The sequence below is a fragment of the Flavobacterium mesophilum genome, from assembly GCF_039581405.1.
Lineage (GTDB): Bacteria > Bacteroidota > Bacteroidia > Flavobacteriales > Flavobacteriaceae > Flavobacterium.
Genome location: NZ_JBCPXZ010000006.1, coordinates 149,819 through 167,107 on the forward strand (window position 1 = coordinate 149,819; position 17,289 = coordinate 167,107).

The 17,289-nt window shown below is 33.5% G+C and carries 15 protein-coding genes and 1 tRNA gene; 12 read left to right on the forward strand and 4 right to left on the reverse strand.

The window, feature by feature from the left end:
• Positions 1 to 151 precede the first annotated feature (151 nt).
• The 4 genes from AAYQ19_RS18300 to AAYQ19_RS18315 all read left to right on the forward strand — a co-directional run bounded on the left by AAYQ19_RS18300 (position 152) and on the right by AAYQ19_RS18315 (position 4,796).
• Positions 152 to 817, forward strand: a complete 666-nt coding sequence (locus AAYQ19_RS18300) for a succinate dehydrogenase cytochrome b subunit (RefSeq protein ID WP_343538494.1) — start codon at positions 152 to 154, stop codon at positions 815 to 817.
• Positions 818 to 832: 15 nt separating this feature from the next.
• Positions 833 to 2,833 carry a fumarate reductase/succinate dehydrogenase flavoprotein subunit gene (locus AAYQ19_RS18305; RefSeq protein ID WP_343538268.1) on the forward strand — a complete coding sequence of 667 codons (2,001 nt, stop codon included), beginning with the start codon at positions 833 to 835 and terminating at the stop codon, positions 2,831 to 2,833.
• Positions 2,834 to 2,927: 94 nt separating this feature from the next.
• Entirely contained in the window at positions 2,928 to 3,674 is a 747-nt protein-coding gene (locus AAYQ19_RS18310; RefSeq protein ID WP_343538269.1) for a succinate dehydrogenase/fumarate reductase iron-sulfur subunit, read from the forward strand.
• Between the two features lie 105 nt (positions 3,675 to 3,779).
• On the forward strand, positions 3,780 to 4,796 hold the full coding sequence (locus AAYQ19_RS18315) for a hypothetical protein (RefSeq protein WP_343538271.1): 1,017 nt from the start codon (positions 3,780 to 3,782) through the stop codon (positions 4,794 to 4,796).
• Between the two features lie 60 nt (positions 4,797 to 4,856).
• Here AAYQ19_RS18315 and AAYQ19_RS18320 read toward each other — a convergent pair whose 3' ends face one another.
• Positions 4,857 to 7,151: a family 20 glycosylhydrolase gene (locus AAYQ19_RS18320; protein WP_343538273.1), complete on the reverse strand. Its 2,295-nt coding sequence runs from the start codon at positions 7,149 to 7,151 to the stop codon at positions 4,857 to 4,859.
• Positions 7,152 to 7,308: 157 nt separating this feature from the next.
• On the opposite strand from AAYQ19_RS18320, the gene AAYQ19_RS18325 reads away from it, so the two are divergent.
• Positions 7,309 to 8,085, forward strand: coding sequence for a DeoR/GlpR family DNA-binding transcription regulator (locus AAYQ19_RS18325; RefSeq protein WP_343538275.1), 777 nt, complete (start codon positions 7,309 to 7,311; stop codon positions 8,083 to 8,085).
• Between the two features lie 37 nt (positions 8,086 to 8,122).
• Positions 8,123 to 8,893 carry a nitrilase family protein gene (locus AAYQ19_RS18330; protein WP_343538276.1) on the forward strand — a complete coding sequence of 257 codons (771 nt, stop codon included), beginning with the start codon at positions 8,123 to 8,125 and terminating at the stop codon, positions 8,891 to 8,893.
• A gap of 5 nt (positions 8,894 to 8,898) precedes the next feature.
• Here AAYQ19_RS18330 and AAYQ19_RS18335 read toward each other — a convergent pair whose 3' ends face one another.
• Both AAYQ19_RS18335 and AAYQ19_RS18340 read right to left on the reverse strand, forming a co-directional pair.
• On the reverse strand, positions 8,899 to 9,336 hold the full coding sequence (locus AAYQ19_RS18335; protein WP_343538278.1) for a cytochrome c oxidase assembly factor Coa1 family protein: 438 nt from the start codon (positions 9,334 to 9,336) through the stop codon (positions 8,899 to 8,901).
• A gap of 14 nt (positions 9,337 to 9,350) precedes the next feature.
• The gene (locus AAYQ19_RS18340; protein ID WP_343538280.1) at positions 9,351 to 11,039 is read right to left on the reverse strand and encodes an Ig-like domain-containing domain; all 1,689 of its coding nucleotides are present in this window, start codon (positions 11,037 to 11,039) and stop codon (positions 9,351 to 9,353) included.
• Between the two features lie 253 nt (positions 11,040 to 11,292).
• Here AAYQ19_RS18340 and AAYQ19_RS18345 point away from each other — a divergent pair, with 253 nt between their 5' ends.
• The 5 genes from AAYQ19_RS18345 to AAYQ19_RS18365 all read left to right on the forward strand — a co-directional run bounded on the left by AAYQ19_RS18345 (position 11,293) and on the right by AAYQ19_RS18365 (position 15,548).
• Entirely contained in the window at positions 11,293 to 12,198 is a 906-nt protein-coding gene (locus AAYQ19_RS18345) for a hypothetical protein (protein WP_343538282.1), read from the forward strand.
• Entirely contained in the window at positions 12,158 to 14,515 is a 2,358-nt protein-coding gene (locus AAYQ19_RS18350) for a hypothetical protein (RefSeq protein ID WP_343538284.1), read from the forward strand. The genes AAYQ19_RS18345 and AAYQ19_RS18350 overlap by 41 nt, the downstream gene beginning before the upstream one ends.
• A gap of 10 nt (positions 14,516 to 14,525) precedes the next feature.
• Positions 14,526 to 14,930 carry a methylmalonyl-CoA epimerase gene (gene mce, locus AAYQ19_RS18355; RefSeq protein ID WP_343538286.1) on the forward strand — a complete coding sequence of 135 codons (405 nt, stop codon included), beginning with the start codon at positions 14,526 to 14,528 and terminating at the stop codon, positions 14,928 to 14,930.
• Positions 14,931 to 15,078: 148 nt separating this feature from the next.
• Positions 15,079 to 15,152, forward strand: a tRNA-Ile gene (locus AAYQ19_RS18360).
• A 177-nt stretch (positions 15,153 to 15,329) separates the two neighbouring features.
• Entirely contained in the window at positions 15,330 to 15,548 is a 219-nt protein-coding gene (locus AAYQ19_RS18365; RefSeq protein WP_343538288.1) for an Fjoh_0651 family PID-CTERM protein, read from the forward strand.
• A gap of 29 nt (positions 15,549 to 15,577) precedes the next feature.
• Here AAYQ19_RS18365 and AAYQ19_RS18370 read toward each other — a convergent pair whose 3' ends face one another.
• Entirely contained in the window at positions 15,578 to 16,168 is a 591-nt protein-coding gene (locus tag AAYQ19_RS18370) for a riboflavin synthase (protein ID WP_343538289.1), read from the reverse strand.
• Positions 16,169 to 16,225: 57 nt separating this feature from the next.
• On the opposite strand from AAYQ19_RS18370, the gene pdxA reads away from it, so the two are divergent.
• Positions 16,226 to 17,275, forward strand: coding sequence for a 4-hydroxythreonine-4-phosphate dehydrogenase PdxA (gene pdxA / locus AAYQ19_RS18375; protein WP_343538291.1), 1,050 nt, complete (start codon positions 16,226 to 16,228; stop codon positions 17,273 to 17,275).
• Positions 17,276 to 17,289: the final 14 nt, after the last annotated feature.

A 17,289-nucleotide genomic window follows, 5' to 3' on the forward strand; every position in this document is an offset into this window, starting at 1 on the left:
CATTTTTTGGATTTTTCTATACTAAATTTATACGTAAAAATACGTATACGTAGTCTATTTTAAAATGATTATAAATAACAACGAAATGGTTGTAGTTCTTTTGTATTTGAGTTATTTTTGTGTAATTTTTAAAACAAACTACTTAACACTTATGGCACAATCTGCACAGTTGAATGCTTCCATCTTAAAGAAAGTGGCTATGGCTCTTTCGGGAATATTCTTAATCACGTTTTTAGCGCTGCATGTTTCCTTAAATTTTATTTCTATTATTAGTGAAGACGTTTTCAACGAGGCTTCTCACTTTATGGGTTACAATCCGCTGATTCAGTATGTAATGCAACCAATTTTGGCATTCGGGGTAATTTTCCATTTCGTAATGGGATTTGTACTTACGGCACAAAACAGCGCTGCAAGGCCAATTGCTTATGCAAAATACAATGGAGCTGCTAATGCTTCTTGGAGTTCTAGAAATATGATTATTTCTGGATTGGTTATTTTGGCTTTCTTAGGATTGCATTTTTATGATTTTTGGTTTCCTGAAGTTGCTTACAAGTACATAGCAGGGACAGCACCAGATGCAACAAGGTATTATGGCGAGTTAGTTCATAAATTCCATGATCCAATCCGTACAGGATTATATTGTGTGGCTTTCGTACTTTTAGGTTTCCACCTTTGGCACGGATTTGCATCTTCTCTTCAATCAATGGGAATGCACAACAAATACTCTAGATTTTTAAGTAAAGTAGGTTACTGGTTTGCAGTTGTAGTACCAGCGCTTTTCATAATTATCGCTTTATTTCATCATTTCAAACAATAATTAATATCAATTATAATGGCATTAGATTCAAAAATTCCAAATGGTCCTATAGCGGACAAATGGACAAATTATAAAGATCATATTAATTTAGTAAACCCAGCTAACAAACGTAATTTAGATATTATCGTTGTTGGTACAGGTTTGGCTGGAGGTTCGGCTGCGGCTACTTTGGCTGAGTTAGGATATAACGTAAAAGCATTCTGCTTCCAAGATTCTCCACGTCGTGCGCACTCTATCGCAGCACAAGGAGGTATCAACGCGGCAAAAAACTATAAAGGTGACGGTGACTCTGTTTACAGATTATTTTACGATACTGTAAAAGGAGGAGATTACCGTGCACGTGAGGCAAACGTTCACCGTTTAGCTGAAGTTTCTGCTAACATTATTGACCAATGTGTGGCTCAAGGGGTGCCATTGGCTCGTGAATACGGCGGATTATTAGATAACCGTTCTTTTGGAGGAACTTTAGTTTCTCGTACATTCTACGCACAAGGACAAACTGGACAACAATTATTGTTAGGAGCTTATTCTGCAATGAACCGTCAGATTGGTCGTGGTAAAATTAAAATGTACAACCGTCACGAAATGTTAGACATTGTAATCGTGAACGGAAAAGCGAGAGGTATTATCGCTCGTAACTTAATCACTGGAGAAATCGAAAGACATTCTGCTCATGCGGTAGTAATTGGTTCTGGAGGATACGGAAACGTATTTTTCCTTTCTACAAATGCTATGGGAAGTAACGCAACAGCAGCTTGGAAAATTCATAAAAAAGGAGCGTTTTTCGCAAATCCTTGCTACACACAAATTCACCCAACATGTATTCCAGTTTCAGGAGATCACCAGTCTAAATTGACTTTGATGTCTGAGTCTTTACGTAATGACGGTCGTATTTGGGTACCGAAAAACTTAGAAGATGCTAAAGCAATCCGCGAAGGAAAGAAAAAAGCAACTGATTTATCTGAAGACGAAAGAGATTATTTCTTAGAAAGAAGATATCCAGCTTTTGGTAATTTAGTACCTCGTGACGTTGCATCTCGTGCAGCTAAAGAAAGATGTGATGCTGGTTTTGGAGTTAACAAAACTGGAGAAGCAGTTTACTTGGATTTCGCAGCAGCGATCAAACGTTACGGAACTGAAGAAGCTTACGTAAAAGGTTTAGATGCTAATGATTCAGCTTTAGTAACTAAATTAGGAACTGCAATCGTAAAAAGTAAATACGGAAACTTGTTCCAAATGTACTTGAAAATCGTTGACGAAGATCCTTATGTAACGCCAATGATGATTTACCCAGCGGTTCACTACACAATGGGTGGAACTTGGGTTGATTATAACTTAATGACTACAATTCCAGGATGTTTCTCAATTGGAGAATCTAACTTCTCTGATCACGGAGCAAACAGACTTGGAGCTTCTGCTTTAATGCAAGGTTTAGCTGATGGATATTTCGTATTACCTTATACTATCGGAGATTATTTAGCTCCAGATATTAAAATGGGTGAAATTTCTACAGATTTACCAGAATTCGTTGAAGCTGAAAAAGCGGTAAAAGATCAAATCGAGAAATTTATCAATAATAATGGTAAACACTCTGTAGATTACTTCCACAAAAAATTAGGAAAAATTATGTGGGATAAAGTAGGTATGGCTCGTAACGCTAAAGGTTTAACTGAAGCTATCGAAGAAATTGCTGCTTTACGTGAAGAGTTTTATAAAGATGTAAAAGTGCCAGGAAGCGCTAACGAATTTAATCAGGAATTAGAAAAAGCGACTCGTGTTGCCGATTTCTTAGAATTAGGAGAATTGTTCGCGAAAGATGCTTTGCACCGTAACGAATCTTGTGGAGGTCACTTCCGTGAGGAATACCAAACAGAAGAAGGAGAGGCACTTCGTGACGATGATAACTTTGCATACGTTGCAGCTTGGGAATACAAAGGAAAACCAAGTGATGCAGTGTTACACAAAGAACCTCTGAATTACGAAAACATTAAATTAGTTCAAAGAAGTTATAAATAAGAATTTGGTCGAAAGCCAAAGTCTTAAAGTCAAAAGGCAGAATGTGCCAAGCGACTTTCGACTTTCGACTTTATGACTTTCAAACGAAAAAGGTATGAAACTTACATTAAAAATATGGCGTCAAAAAAACGCACAAGATAAAGGAGGGATTGTAGAATATCCTATCGATGGAATCGAACCAGATATGTCTTTCCTTGAAATGCTTGATGTTCTTAACGAAGAATTAATCAACAAAGGAGAAGAGCCAGTAGCATTTGACCACGATTGTCGTGAGGGAATCTGCGGAATGTGTTCTTTATTCATCAACGGTGAAGCACACGGACCAGACAGAGGTGTTACAACTTGTCAATTACACATGCGTATGTTTAAAGATGGTGATACGATTTTCATCGAGCCATTTAGAGCAAAAGCTTTCCCAGTAATTAAAGACTTAGTTGTTGACAGAAGTTCTTTTGACAGAATTCAACATGCAGGAGGATTTATCTCTGTAAATACTTCAGGAAATACAATTGATGCGAATACTATTCCAATTCCAAAAGATGATGCAGATAAATCATTTGATGCTGCTGCTTGTATTGGTTGTGGAGCTTGTGTTGCAACTTGTAAAAACTCTTCAGCGATGTTATTCGTTTCTGCAAAAGTTTCTCAATATGCATTATTGCCACAAGGTAAAGTTGAAGCAACTGACCGTGTATTGAACATGGTTCACCAAATGGATTTGGAAGGTTTTGGAAACTGTACAAACACTGGAGCTTGCGAAGTTGAATGTCCAAAAGGAATTTCTCTTGAAAATATCGCACGTATGAACCGTGAGTATTTAGCAGCAAGTTTGAAAGGATAATATATATCTTTTAAATAAATAAAAAAGCATCTGTCATTTGGCGGATGCTTTTTTTTTGTACTATTTTTATTTCATAAAATAACAACCAAAAACAAAACATCAAGAATGAAAAGAATTTTACTGATTGCAATGCTTGCTTTAAGTTTTCAAAATTATGCTCAAGTAGCGATAACATCTTCATATAGGGGAGCAAATGAAGCTTTTGAAAAAGGAGAGTTGGATAAATTTAAAGCAACAACTACCGTTTTTATATTGCCTCAATTGGATAAGAAAGAAGATTATGAAAAAATTTTAAAAGAGGTTTGGACCGTTACGCCATTTAAAGTGATCGGATACAACGATTTTAAAATATTAGATTATGCTGATGGAAAGTATTCTATTGCAAAATTTATTGGTGATATAATGGTGAGTTCAAAAGGTACAACTTTCGTTCATACTAATTTTGCAATACGTGTTTTAGATAAGGAGAAATTTGACAAAGGTTTTGCTAAGCTTAAAACTGATGATAAAAAATACAGCAAAAAACTAAATGAGCTTTTTGATGAAAATTTATCTTATATAGCACGAGCACCGTTAAGCGTCAACAATAAGTTTTTAGCAGATGCAATGGTTGCCAGATCTGACGAAAAGAGAAGTGTTCTTTATGAAAGAATGTATACTGAGGAGAGTTTTACAAATACTAATTTAGGTATGTTGAAAAACTATTTCCAACAAATTAACCAGATTATCAGCAAAGGAGAGCATATTGGCCTTTATGACGATTTTGTGAAACCAGAAGTAAAGAATTTGAAAGAAGCGACATTGTATATTCCGGAAGCGTATTTAATGGAATATAATGCGTGGAAAATAACTGAAAAACTTAGAGATGAAAAGGAAATTAAAAAGCTTTTGGAAGATTATAAATATAAGTATCAGTTTATAAAAGATGAAGATTTGAAAAAGAAAATTTTAAATAATGAAGAGATTTATTATTTGAGATATGTAAGTATGAATGCAAATAAATACTTGGAAGTTGTAAATGCAAAATCAGGAGATCCTGTATATTACTTTTATGGTGCAGGATTGTACAACTTAAAAGATGATGACTTTGAAGATCTTAGTAAAGCAATTACTGGGAAGTAAATTTTTTAAACTGTTAAAAGCAAAAAAAGCATCAGCCAACGGCAGATGCTTTTTTGTTTTCTATTCATAATATAATTGCGAGGCGCTAATTTCTTGTTTTTCTTTTCCTTCCTGCTTTATAAAACAATTTAAAATCGTGCCACCGGTCAAATCAAAATAACTGATGCTTAGTTGATGAAATCCTTTTTCTAGTTTAATGGCTCCATAAGCTTCATTTGCCCAATGAATGTCATCATTATTTACGATGAGTTCATTATCTATAAAAAGCTTAGATCCGTCGTCTGAAAGCGTCGAAAAAGTATAATTTCCAGTTTCTGGGATAAAGATGTATCCGTCGAATTTTAAGCCGATATAGCGCTCTAATTTCGTTTTCCATTTTTCAGCGCTGATTTTGCCTTCAAAAATTCCAGAGGAAACAGGTTTTGAAAGCTTTAAATCTTGAACTTGAGAAAAGTTTCCGGTAAAATATTCATATTTCAAACCATTTTTCTTTAGTTGAATTGCCAAAGCTGGTTTTATATCAGGATTTCGAACAATGATTTTATTGATGGAACTTCTTTTGCCGCTTTCGCTAATTTGAATTGTTTTGATAATTCGGAATTCTCCTTTTGGAACATTTATCGTCACTGGATTTTGATACAAATTTGTCGTTTCATCGGGATTATAACCATCAATCGTGTAGAATATTTTTCCGTTTTTGATGGTTGGTTTTAAATCCAAAATATATTTTGATGCAATTAGTGCGGTTTCATCGGCACCAAAAGGCGTTGGAACTTTATATAATCGATTTTGCAGTTCCAGTTTTTCTAAATGATAGGGAAGTTGATTTTGAATAAAATGATCGTAATTTTTGTTTTGAGGTGCTGTCCATGCAATTTCTGCCAAAGCAAACAGTCGTGGATAAAGCATATAATTCAATTTGGCAGAATTCGTCAAATATTCCGACCAAAGATTGGCTTGAACGCCAATGATATATTTTTGTTCTTCAACCGATAAACTGTCAACTGGAGTTGGGTTATAATGATATACTTTTTCTAAAGTGCTCAATCTTCCAACTGTAAGTGGTTCATTTGGTGAATAACCTTGATTGTAATCAAAATAAACTGTTCCTTCTGGTGTCATTACAACGGGATGTTTCAGTTTTGCCGCGTGAATGCCACCTGATTCTCCTCTCCAAGACATAACCACAGCGTTCGGAGCTAGTCCGCCTTCAAGAATTTCATCCCAACCAAAAATCTGTCTTCCGTTGGCATTCAAAAACTTTTCAATTCTTTTAATAAAATAACTCTGCAATTCATGTTCATCTTTCAAACCTAAATCCTTGATTCTTTTTTGACAATTCGGACAAACTTTCCATCGTGTTTTTGGGCATTCATCACCGCCGACATGAATATTTTTACTTGGAAATAAAGCCATAACTTCTGTCAAAACATCTTCCAGAAATGTAAAAGTTTCATCTTTTCCTCCACAGAAAACATCTTCAAAAACGCCCCAAGATTCTGCTACTTTATAATTTCGATCAGGAAAACAAGCCAAATTTGGATAAGCCGTAACCGCCGCCGAAGCATGCCCCGACATTTCGATTTCCGGAATAATATTTACATAATTGTCTGCAGCAAATTTTACAATTTCTCTAATTTCTTCCTGAGTGTAAAATCCTCCGTACGGATTTCCATCAAAGAAAAAGGGTGTTCTCTCGAATTTATTTCCGACTAAAGTTTGATTTCTTTTTGAACCAATTTCGGTCAGTTTTGGGTATTTTTTTATCTCAATTCTCCAACCTTGATCGTCTGTTAAGTGCCAATGAAAGTTGTTTAACTTATAACTGGACATTTGTGTGATAAAATCTTTTATAACATCAATTGAGAAAAAATGACGGCAGGCGTCTAAATGCAAGCCTCGGTACGAATATCGGGGTTGGTCTTCGATGATTAGGCACGGAATTTTAATTTCTGTTCCTGAAAGTTTGTTCGGAAGAAGTTGCAACAAAGATTGAACGGCATAAAAAAGCCCTTCTTCTTGTCCTTCGATCATAATTTTGTTTGAAGTGATTTCAATTTTATAAACTTCTTTTGAAGAAAGATTTTTGCTTGAATCAAATTCAATTTTAAGATTCGATTTTTTTGAAGAAGCAGAAATGTTCAAAGCCGATTCTAAAATTTTGGCCGATTTTAATTCCTTTTCACTGTAATTTTTGTTTTTAAAAGTAACTTGAATTTTTCCATTTATCTGAATGCTGTCTCCAGTCAGTTTGTAAAAATTTGGTGCAGGAATAATAGAAATGTTCTGCTGAAAATTTTGAGAATTTCCGATGAAACAAAAGAGAATAAAAAATAAAAAAAGGAATTTTTTCATAAGAGAAAAACTTTAGATTTTTATTTAAAAAAGAGATTTAAAGATATGGAAATGGTTTTAAAACTAGTCTATTGAAAATTTTTATTGGCAATACAAGTTTCAGTTTGCAGGAATTGTTTCTTGAAATGCTTATTTTTGTAAGTAAAAAATAAATGGCATGAGTACTGAAAATGAAGTTTTAAATTACAGCAAAGAAGAACGTAAAAATCATATTTTGAAAGAAATCAACCTGCACACGCGTGTAAGTTTTGAAACTCTTTCAGCAAAACTTGGCGTTTCTGAAGATACTGTTCGACGTGATATTAACGAATTGGATGCTGACTCGCTTTTGATAAAAGTAAAAGGCGGTGCAATGACTAAAGGATATCACTATTCTTCATCGAATCAGACTTATGCGGTTGAGGCAAAACAGGTGATTGCGCAAAAAGCGGTTGGTCTTCTTCATGACGGAATGGTTTTGGTTGTGGATGGCGGAACGACTATTCGGGAATTTATTCGTTTGATCCCGAATGATCTTAATTTGACTGTTTTTACAATTACGGCTTTAACGGCAGTGCAGCTTTTGGACAAGCCAAATATCAAAACCATTATGATTGGCGGAAGTATTTCTTCTTATAGCCAAATGTGTATAAGCGGAGAAACTTTTCATCAGTTAGCCAATATAAAAGCCGATCTTTTGGTTTTAGGAACAAATGCTTTAGATGTTGACGGTGGTTATTCTGATTCTGATTGGGAAACCGTTCAGGTGAAAAAAGCAATGATTCAGGCTTCTAAAAAAACAGCAGTTTTAACTATTACAGAAAAATTAAATACAGTTCTTAAAATGAAAATTGCGAGTTTGTCTGACGTGAGTTATGTAATTACTGAAGAAGAGCCAACGCACGAAAAATTGCAACCTTATAAAAAGGCTGTTCCGAGCCTGGTTGTAATCTAATTTTAAATTGTTTTTGATTTCATATCCATTATAAAAAATGAAAATTGCATTAATCCAAACCGATCTCTTTTGGGAAAACCCTTCTAAAAACCGAGAAAACTTTGATTTGAAAATCAATGAAATTACTTCGGAAGTGAATCTGATTGTGCTTCCTGAAATGTTTTCGACCGGATTTACAATGAATGCTTCGGCTGTTGCAGAAACAATGCAAGGCGAAACTATTTCTTGGATGAAATTGAAAGCAAAACAAAAAAATGCTGCCATAACAGGAAGTGTTGTTATTACAGAAAATGGCAAATTCTACAATCGAATGTTGTTTGTTTTTCCATCAGGAGAAGCGCAATATTATAACAAACGCCATTTGTTTACATTGGCTGGAGAAAATCAATCGTATACATCGGGAACTGAAAAAGTAATCGTAAATTATTTAGATTGGAAAATTTGTCTTCAGGTTTGTTATGATTTGAGATTTCCAGTTTTTGCCCGGAATGTCGAAAATTATGATTTGCTTATTTATGTTGCCAATTGGCCAAAAGTACGCACAAATGCGTGGGATGCTTTGCTAAAAGCACGTGCAATTGAAAATTTAAGCTATGCGATTGGTGTAAACAGACTTGGCTTTGATGCTAATAATTATGAGCATATCGGTCATACGCAGGCAATTGATTTTTTAGGACATTACATCCTAGAGCCACAAGAAACAGCTGGTGTTTTTGTGGTTGAACTAGACAAAGAAAAAATGATTGAAACTCGAAAAAAACTTGATTTTTTAAGTGATCAAGATGTTTTTGAGATTAAGCTTAAATAGTTTTTTCAAGGTTTTGCTAAAACAGCAATTTCTTGGTTTGGATTTTTAGTTCGGATCACAATTTTTTGATAATTCCATTCCGTACCATTTTTATTCGCCTGAATATCTAATTTAGCTTGCTTTTCGTTGCCTTTTATTCGAATCGATAAATGGACAGATTTATTATCGTTTGTGTAAGAAGTAGTGCCTTCTAAAATGGCTAATTTGTCGATTGGTTCAATTTTTCCAATTGTTTTTAAAACATTAGGATCGTTGTTTGCAATTTGTATTGCTTTCTCATAAAGAATATCTTCGTTTAAAGCAGTTACGGTGTCGGCTAAACCATTTTTGGAATTGGCATTTAATAAAACTATGAAAAGGAATATTGCTAAAAAAAGAAAAATACCGGTCCATGTCCAATTTCTTTTGAACCAACTTTTTTCAATAATCAGATCGTTATCCATTTTTTTAAGTTAAATTAGAATGCTTTCCGTTTCTTTTCGGCTTCTTTTTGCTTTTTCTTGTCTGTTTTTTTCTCGACTTCTGGACTAAACGGAATGCTTAAATCAATAGGCTGATCGACATCCCAATTGGATCGGACATCAACTTCTTTTTGAAAATAAAAGACTTCTTCAGCATATGTTTTGGTCAGGAAATTTCCAGTGTCGTACATTTTGTTTTTATTGTCATCATAAATAACACGTACGGCAAATGCTTCGGGTTCTACTAAGTTGAACTCGATTTTGGTTTGGCCCTCAGAATAAGCGCTGGCTAAAACTTTGTCGCCTTTTTTGTTTGTGATTTCAACAATAATCGGGAAGCGTTTTACATTTTGAAGATTTAAAACCAAATTTCCATAATCCTCCAATTCTTTAGTTGTTAATTTATAAGACAAAGTATCATTTGTTTTGTCATAAAAATCGGTTAATGCTCCTGGCAATAAAGTAAAACGGTATTTTTCTAAAGGCTCTTTTTTGAAATCGAAATATAATTTCTGTTCAAATTCATCATATTCAGTAGTGAATTTTACAGCAACAGAATCTTTATTGACTAATGCGATTTTGGTACTATCAAATTTTACTAAAGGTGTTTCTGATTCAAGTGTAAATCGTTCTCTGAAATTAAGTACGCCACTTTGCACTGGTTTGATGCTCAGCGTATCTTTTTTCAGATCTTTAATTTTGAAAGCGAATTTCTTGTTGTATTTTTCGGCGCTGACTTCTAAAGAAAGCGAATCTGTTTTTATTGGTTTGTACCAAATTTGCAGTGAATCTTTTTTAGGAAATTGCGTTACAATCGTTTCTAGAGTTTCAGTATGATTTTTCAGGGTAATTTTTGGTTTCAGAACCTTGAAATTCTGCTTTCCGTCATACGGAAGATATAATCTGTTTCCAGATGCTTGAATTGGTTTGAATGTTTTTAGAGGCAAAGTTTCCTTGAATAATTCCAATTCAAAAATAGTGTCATTCGGAATCGTAATTGGATGTTTTATAAAACCAATTTTGTCATCTTTTGGATTGAATTTATTGTTGTTTGATTTGTCTTTCATGGCAACCAAAAGATATTTTCCAGCCTTTAAATTTTCTAATTGAAAGGTGCGCAAACTGTCTAGCGTGTTTGTAATATATCTCGGTAATTCTTTGTAAACAGTTGAATCTTTGTATTTGTCGTTTACTTCATAAAGCATAACAGAAACAAAATTGTCTACATATTTTTCATAAGAATCTTTGATGATTCCTTTAACGGAAAGTGAATCAATATATGGCCCCGTCGAAAAAACATATTTAAACTGATTGATCGCATTTCCCTCATTATTGTCTGCAAGACTTTGACCAAAGTTGATGCTGTAAGTCGTATTTGGTTGTAAAGTATCTTTGATTTTTATCGTAATAAATTTGCTCGCATTTGTTGGAAGAATAACCGGTTCATGCTTCATCGGAGGCGAAACGATTAGCTGTTTGTTTAAGTTTTTCAGTTTTACATATTCATCAAATACCAATTTGATTTCGGTCTCTTTGAAATCAGTACTGAAATTTTTAGGTGAACTTGAAATCAATACTGGAGGAATTGTGTCTTTTAACCCGCCTGTAATACTGCCTCTTTTGGCACAGCTCATCATTAAAAATACCAATAAAAGTGAAATGTATTTCAGAGTGTTTTTCAACATAATCGTTTTTGAATTTGATTGCACAAAATAACGATTATTATTGCTTTAATTGAAATTTTTTATCTATTTATTAGGATTTACAAATTTTGCTTTGCTTTCTTTTTTATGGTAATATTTTCTTACTTTTGATTTCAAAATATAATATCGCTTAGTTTTGCTAAAAAGGTTTTTTTGGATTTCATTCTTTCTTTTACTGACAGCCTGCAGTAAAAATGACCCGCCCACAATCGCTTTTTATTATTGGAAAACCAATTTGAAATTTTCAGAAACAGAAAAAGAAGTTTTGAAAGACAATAACGTTCACAAACTTTATATTCGGTATTTTGATATTGGATTGCATCCAGAAAAGAAAATTCCGTTTCCTATAAGCCCAATTCATTTTGAGGAAAATATACAACGTTTTGAAGTTGTTCCAGTAGTTTTTATTCAAAACAAAGTAATGCTTGAACCGAATCTTGATGTTGAAGATTTGGCAAAAAAGACCATTCATTTGATTGATGAAATTAGTTCAAAAAATAAAATCACCTGCGCACAAATTCAGATTGACTGTGATTGGACTTTAAAAAGCAAAGAGCATTATCTTGAATTTATTGAACAAATTAAGAAGCTTTCGCAGAAAAAACTTTCGGCTACAATTCGGTTGCATCAAGTAAAGTATTTCAAGAAAACGAAAATACCAAATGTAGATTCAGGCGTTTTGATGTTTTATAATATGGGAAGTATTGCTCCTGATTCTCTCAACTCTATTTATAGTAAGGAGATTTCGAAAAAATACCTGAAAAGCTTAAAAAGATATCCGCTTCATCTGGATTATGCGCTTCCAATTTATTCTTGGGCAATTCATATTCGGGACAAAAAAGTCTTAGGACTTCGTTCAAAATTAAATTTCACAGCGCTCGAAAAAGACAAAAACTTTCAAAAGATAACTCCGATTTTTTTTAAAGTCAGACAATCTAATTACAAAAATGGGGTTTATTACGAAGAAAATGACTTGCTCAAAGTTGAAGCAATTTCACCAAAAGATTTAAAAGAAATGGCTGAAGATTTAAGCAACAATAGCATGGAACCTCCAAAAGAAATTATATTTTACGATTTAGACGAATTCAATTTAAATAATTATGAAAAGAATATTTTCAAAGAAACTGTTTCTTACTTTTAGTCTTGGCCTTCTTTCGATTTATGGCGTAATTTATGCTTGCGCCGGTGGCGACGACTGGGATTTTTTTGGAGAAAATTCCAATTTTACGCCAGAAGCTTTTGCTGACAAATCGTATTCTCCATTGTTTTTATCGGGCGATGTTTTTTACAGAATTGGTTTTGATACAGAACATAATTCTAGATTCAATAAAAATATAAAATTAGATTGGGCCTCTTATTTAAAAGGAAAAGCTGACACTACAGCGGTGAATTATTTTTTAATTGGAGATGAAAAGCCAAGATATTATTCTGATGATAAAAGTGGAATTAAAAACAAAGAAGAAATTGCAGATCTTCATGTTTTCTACAAGAACAAAAAAGAGAATAAGACTTCTCAAAAATGGGGTAAAAAGCTAAATCTGAAAGATGGGAAAGTAAAGAGTTTTATTGAATTTTTATATTTGGCACAAAAAATAGAAACCGTTTCAATTGGTGAAGATTATTGGGGTTATGATCCTGTTGTGGCAAAAACTTTTAATGATGCAAAAATGATTCAGTCAATTGAAAATGTTTATAACACTAATGCTGATCCGTTTTTGAAAAACCGTTATTGGTTTTTGACAATGAAAGCTCGTTTCTATAGCAATGACAAACAAAAAGCGATCGACTTTTTTAATAAAACCGAAAGTTCAGTTCCAAAGAATATTCTGTATTACAGAGCGCTTTCGTATGTTGCGGGAATTAATTACAAGCAGAAAAAATATGCGGTTTCCAATTACTTGTATGCGCAGGTTTTTGATAAATGTCCGGAATTGCGCGTGGTAACTGCATATAGTTTTCATCCAAAAAATGAATCGGATTGGAATAAGTCTTTGGCAATGGCAAAAGACAACAAACAAAAAGCGGCGCTTTGGGCAATTCATGGTTATTACAAAGATGAAAAACAAGCTATTGAAAAGATTTACGAATTGGATCCAAAAAGTGAGCATTTAAATTATCTCGCAACGCGATTGGTAAATAGGCAAGAACAGGCGCTAAATAATTCATTTAAGAAAGATGCAGGAGAAAATGCTCCAATGAAAGTTCAGACGGTTGCTGAAAATAAAACAGAAAATCAAGCTAAACTTAATAATGATGCGTTTGCTTTGATTGCAAAAATCTCGAATGCTGGAAATACGCAGAAACCGTATTTGTGGGATTTGTCGTTAGGCTATCTTCAAACTTTGAAAGGCGAATATGCCAATGCAGACAAAAGTTTTGACAAAGCAGAAAAGACACTTCCTAAAACAGAATTGGCTGGGTTTCAAATTCGAATTCTTCGTTTTGTAAACAATTTGAGTAAAATTGATAAATTGACAGATTCAAATGTCAAAACAGTTTTAGCCGACTTGAATTGGCTTTATTATGAATTGCCAAAAACGTACAAAGGTCAGGAATTCCGTTATGGGAATGCGTCTGCGTGGAGCAGAAGTTATTTGTCTACACTTTATAGAGAAAAGGGAAATTTAGTAATGGCTGAAATTTTTGGCGAATCTCGATATAGTTATTGGAATGATGGAAATTCCTTTTATGATAATGAGAAAAATTTACTTGGCATAAAGTCATTTTTAGAAAAATCAAATAAAACAGAAATTGAAAAAATAGGAGCAGGGATTTACAGTTTGAAACTGAAGGATATTAATAATTTCCAAGCAGTTCAAGCTACTTTCAATAATAAAATTCCAGAGGCAATTGAATTTATGCAGAAAACGGATTCGGTTCAATATTTTAAATTTTTAGGAAATCCATTTAACGGAAATATAAAAGATTGTCATGATTGCGAACATGCGGCATATCAAAAAAAGAAATATACGTATATGGATTTCTTGACTACAATAAAAGCAATGCAAGATAAATTGGTTCAAAAAGAAGATGTTTATACGAATAGTCTTTTGTTGGGAAATGCGTTTTATAATATTTCGCATTTTGGAAATGGCAGAACTTTTTATGAGAATAATATTGTAGGTTATGGTTCAAGTCCATATTCTTTCAGAAATACTATGAAAGAAATGATTACCAATAATTCGGTTTCAAAAATGTATTATCAAAAAGCTTTTGAAGCAGCGGCGAACAAAGAGCAAAAAGCAAAATGTTTGTATCTGATTTCGAAATGCGAACGAAATGATTATTACAATAAAAAATACAATAACATTAATAGTTATTGGGAAATTCAGGATGATAAAATTAATTTTATCGCTTGGAATTCATTTAAGACTTTAAGAAAAGAGTATTCGGATACCCAATATTATAAAGACGTAATTGCAGAATGTGGTTACTTTAACACGTATGTGAATCAATAAATTTGAAAAGATGGTAAATAAAATAGAGCATATTGGAATAGCGGTGAAAAATATGGACGATGCAAATGTTTTGTTCGAAAAAATGCTAGGTGTTCCATCTTATAAAATGGAAGCAGTAGAAAGCGAAGGTGTTTTGACTTCGTTTTTTCAAACCGGAAATAATAAAATTGAACTTTTGGTGGCGACAAATCCAGAAAGCCCGATTGCTAAATTTTTAGAGAAAAAAGGAGAGGGAATTCATCATATCGCTTTTGATGTCGATGATATCGAAGCTGAAATTATCCGTTTAAAAAGTGAAGGTTTTGTGCTCATAAATGAAATTCCGAAGAAAGGTGCCGACAATAAATTGGTGGTTTTTCTCCATCCGAAGAACACAAATGGTGTTTTAGTTGAGCTTTGTCAAGAAATTAGATAAAAAAAATGTCATTTTAATTTTTAAATAAGATGTTGAAAATCAAATTCGTTTTTACGAATAGAAGAAAGTTTTGAGAATTAAATACAAATGATGTCTTAAAATATTTGGAGTGAATGAAAAATAGTAGTAATATTGCATCCTCTAAACCGGTCCTATAGCTCAGCTGGTTAGAGCACCTGACTCATAATCAGGTGGTCCCTGGTTCGAGCCCAGGTGGGACCACAAGAGATAAAAGCTTCATAAATTTTTTATGAAGCTTTTTTTGTTTTTAGGGTTGTATTTTTGTAAAAATCTTCTACATTTGTCGGGTAAAAGTCTTTAGCGATAAGGCTTTGTACGAAATTTCATAAAAGACCCCAAGTCTAATTTAAAACCGCTTGTCTAGGCAAGTTTAAACTTATGAAGATAACGAAAACTATTTTTTTTGCATGTTGCATTACTTTAATGACTGTGTCAAATGTTTTAGCAGCTCCAGCACCGTCTGCTCCTGCTACTACGCCACCGCCACCGCCAGGAGGACCTATTGATCAGAATTTGGCAGTTTTGGCTGGATGTGCCGTATTGTTTGGTGTTTATGCAATTCGCAGATATAATTTAACAAAAAAAGCTTCAATATAAATTGAAGCTTTTTTTGTGGGTGATTTTTTCTACTTGTTAATGGCGTATAGCCTTGAAATGTACTTGCCGACAACGTCAAATTCTAAATTTATTTTAGTTCCAACTTTGAAATCTTTGAAGTTCGTGTTTTCAAAAGTGTACGGAATTATCGAAACGCTAAATTCGTTTGTTTTTGAATTTACAACGGTAAGGCTTACTCCGTTGACTGTAATAGAGCCTTTTTCAATGGTAATATTGTTTAGGTTTTTGTCATACTCAAACGTGTAGTTCCAGCTTCCATTAGCTTCTTCGATTTTGATGCAGGTTCCTGTCTGGTCTACATGGCCTTGTACAATATGTCCATCTAAGCGATCTCCTAGTTTCATTCCTCTTTCTAGATTTACGATATCGCCAGTTTTCCAATCGCCAATATTGGTTTTTAAAATAGTTTCGTCAATTGCTGTTACAGTATAAAGCGAGTCCTTTATATTGACAACGGTTAGGCAGATTCCATTGTGAGAAACACTTTGGTCAATTTTTAATTCGTTGGTAAAAGAGGAGTCGATTGTAATATGGAGATTGTTTTGATCTTTTTGTATTTCATGAACCCTTCCTAGGGTTTCTATAATTCCTGTGAACATTGTTGTTTTATTTTACTAAATTTGCACATCAAAATTAGTAATAAATAAGCTGAGCTCATGAATAAAAAAGCAGAAAATATAATTGTTGGAATTTCAGTAGGAGATTTAAACGGTATTGGAAGCGAAGTTATATTGAAAACATTCGAGGATTCTCGTATGCTGGAGTTATGTACGCCGGTTATTTTTGCAAATGCGAAAATATTGTCTTTTGTAAAAAAGAGTTTTACTTCTTCGGTTCAATTTCATGGCGTAGACAAATTAGAGCAAGTTTTGCCTGGGAAAGTAAATGTTTTTAATCTTTGGAAAGAAGGGGTTGACATTAATTTTGGGAAAAATGATGAGCGAATAGGCGAATATGCAATTAAATCTTTTGTAGCAGCAACAAAAGCTTTGAAAGAAGGCTTTATTGATGTTTTGGTCACTGCGCCAATTAATAAGTACAATATTCAGTCAGAAGAATTTAAATTTCCAGGACATACAGATTATTTAGATAAGGAGTTGGAAGGGAATGCACTTATGATGATGGTACAAGATAATTTAAGAGTAGGTCTTTTGACAGATCATGTGCCATTAAATGAAGTTTCATCTCATTTGACGGAAGAATTGATTACAAGAAAAATAGAAACAATAAGAAAATCATTGATTCAGGATTTTAGCATCGTTAAGCCGAAAATTGCAGTTTTAGGATTAAATCCGCATGCTGGAGATGGTGGAGTGATTGGAAAAGAAGATGATTTGGTTTTGAAACCGGTTTTGAAGAAATTATTTGAAGCAGGAACAATGGTTTTTGGTCCATTTCCGGCAGATGGTTTTTTTGGAAGCGGTCAATATGAGAAATATGATGCTATTGTGGCAACCTATCACGATCAAGGATTGATTCCTTTTAAGACCTTGTCTTTTGGAAAAGGAGTAAATTATACAGCTGGTCTTAATAAAGTAAGGACTTCGCCAGATCATGGTACTGCTTATGATATTGCTGGAAAAGATATGGCAGATTTTAATTCGTTTAAAGAAGCGGTTTATCTTGCGATCGATATTTTTCGCTCGCGTAATCAGTATGAGGAGATTAGCCAAAAACCTCTAAAAATAAAAGAAAAACAGTTATAAACAAAAAAAGGTCA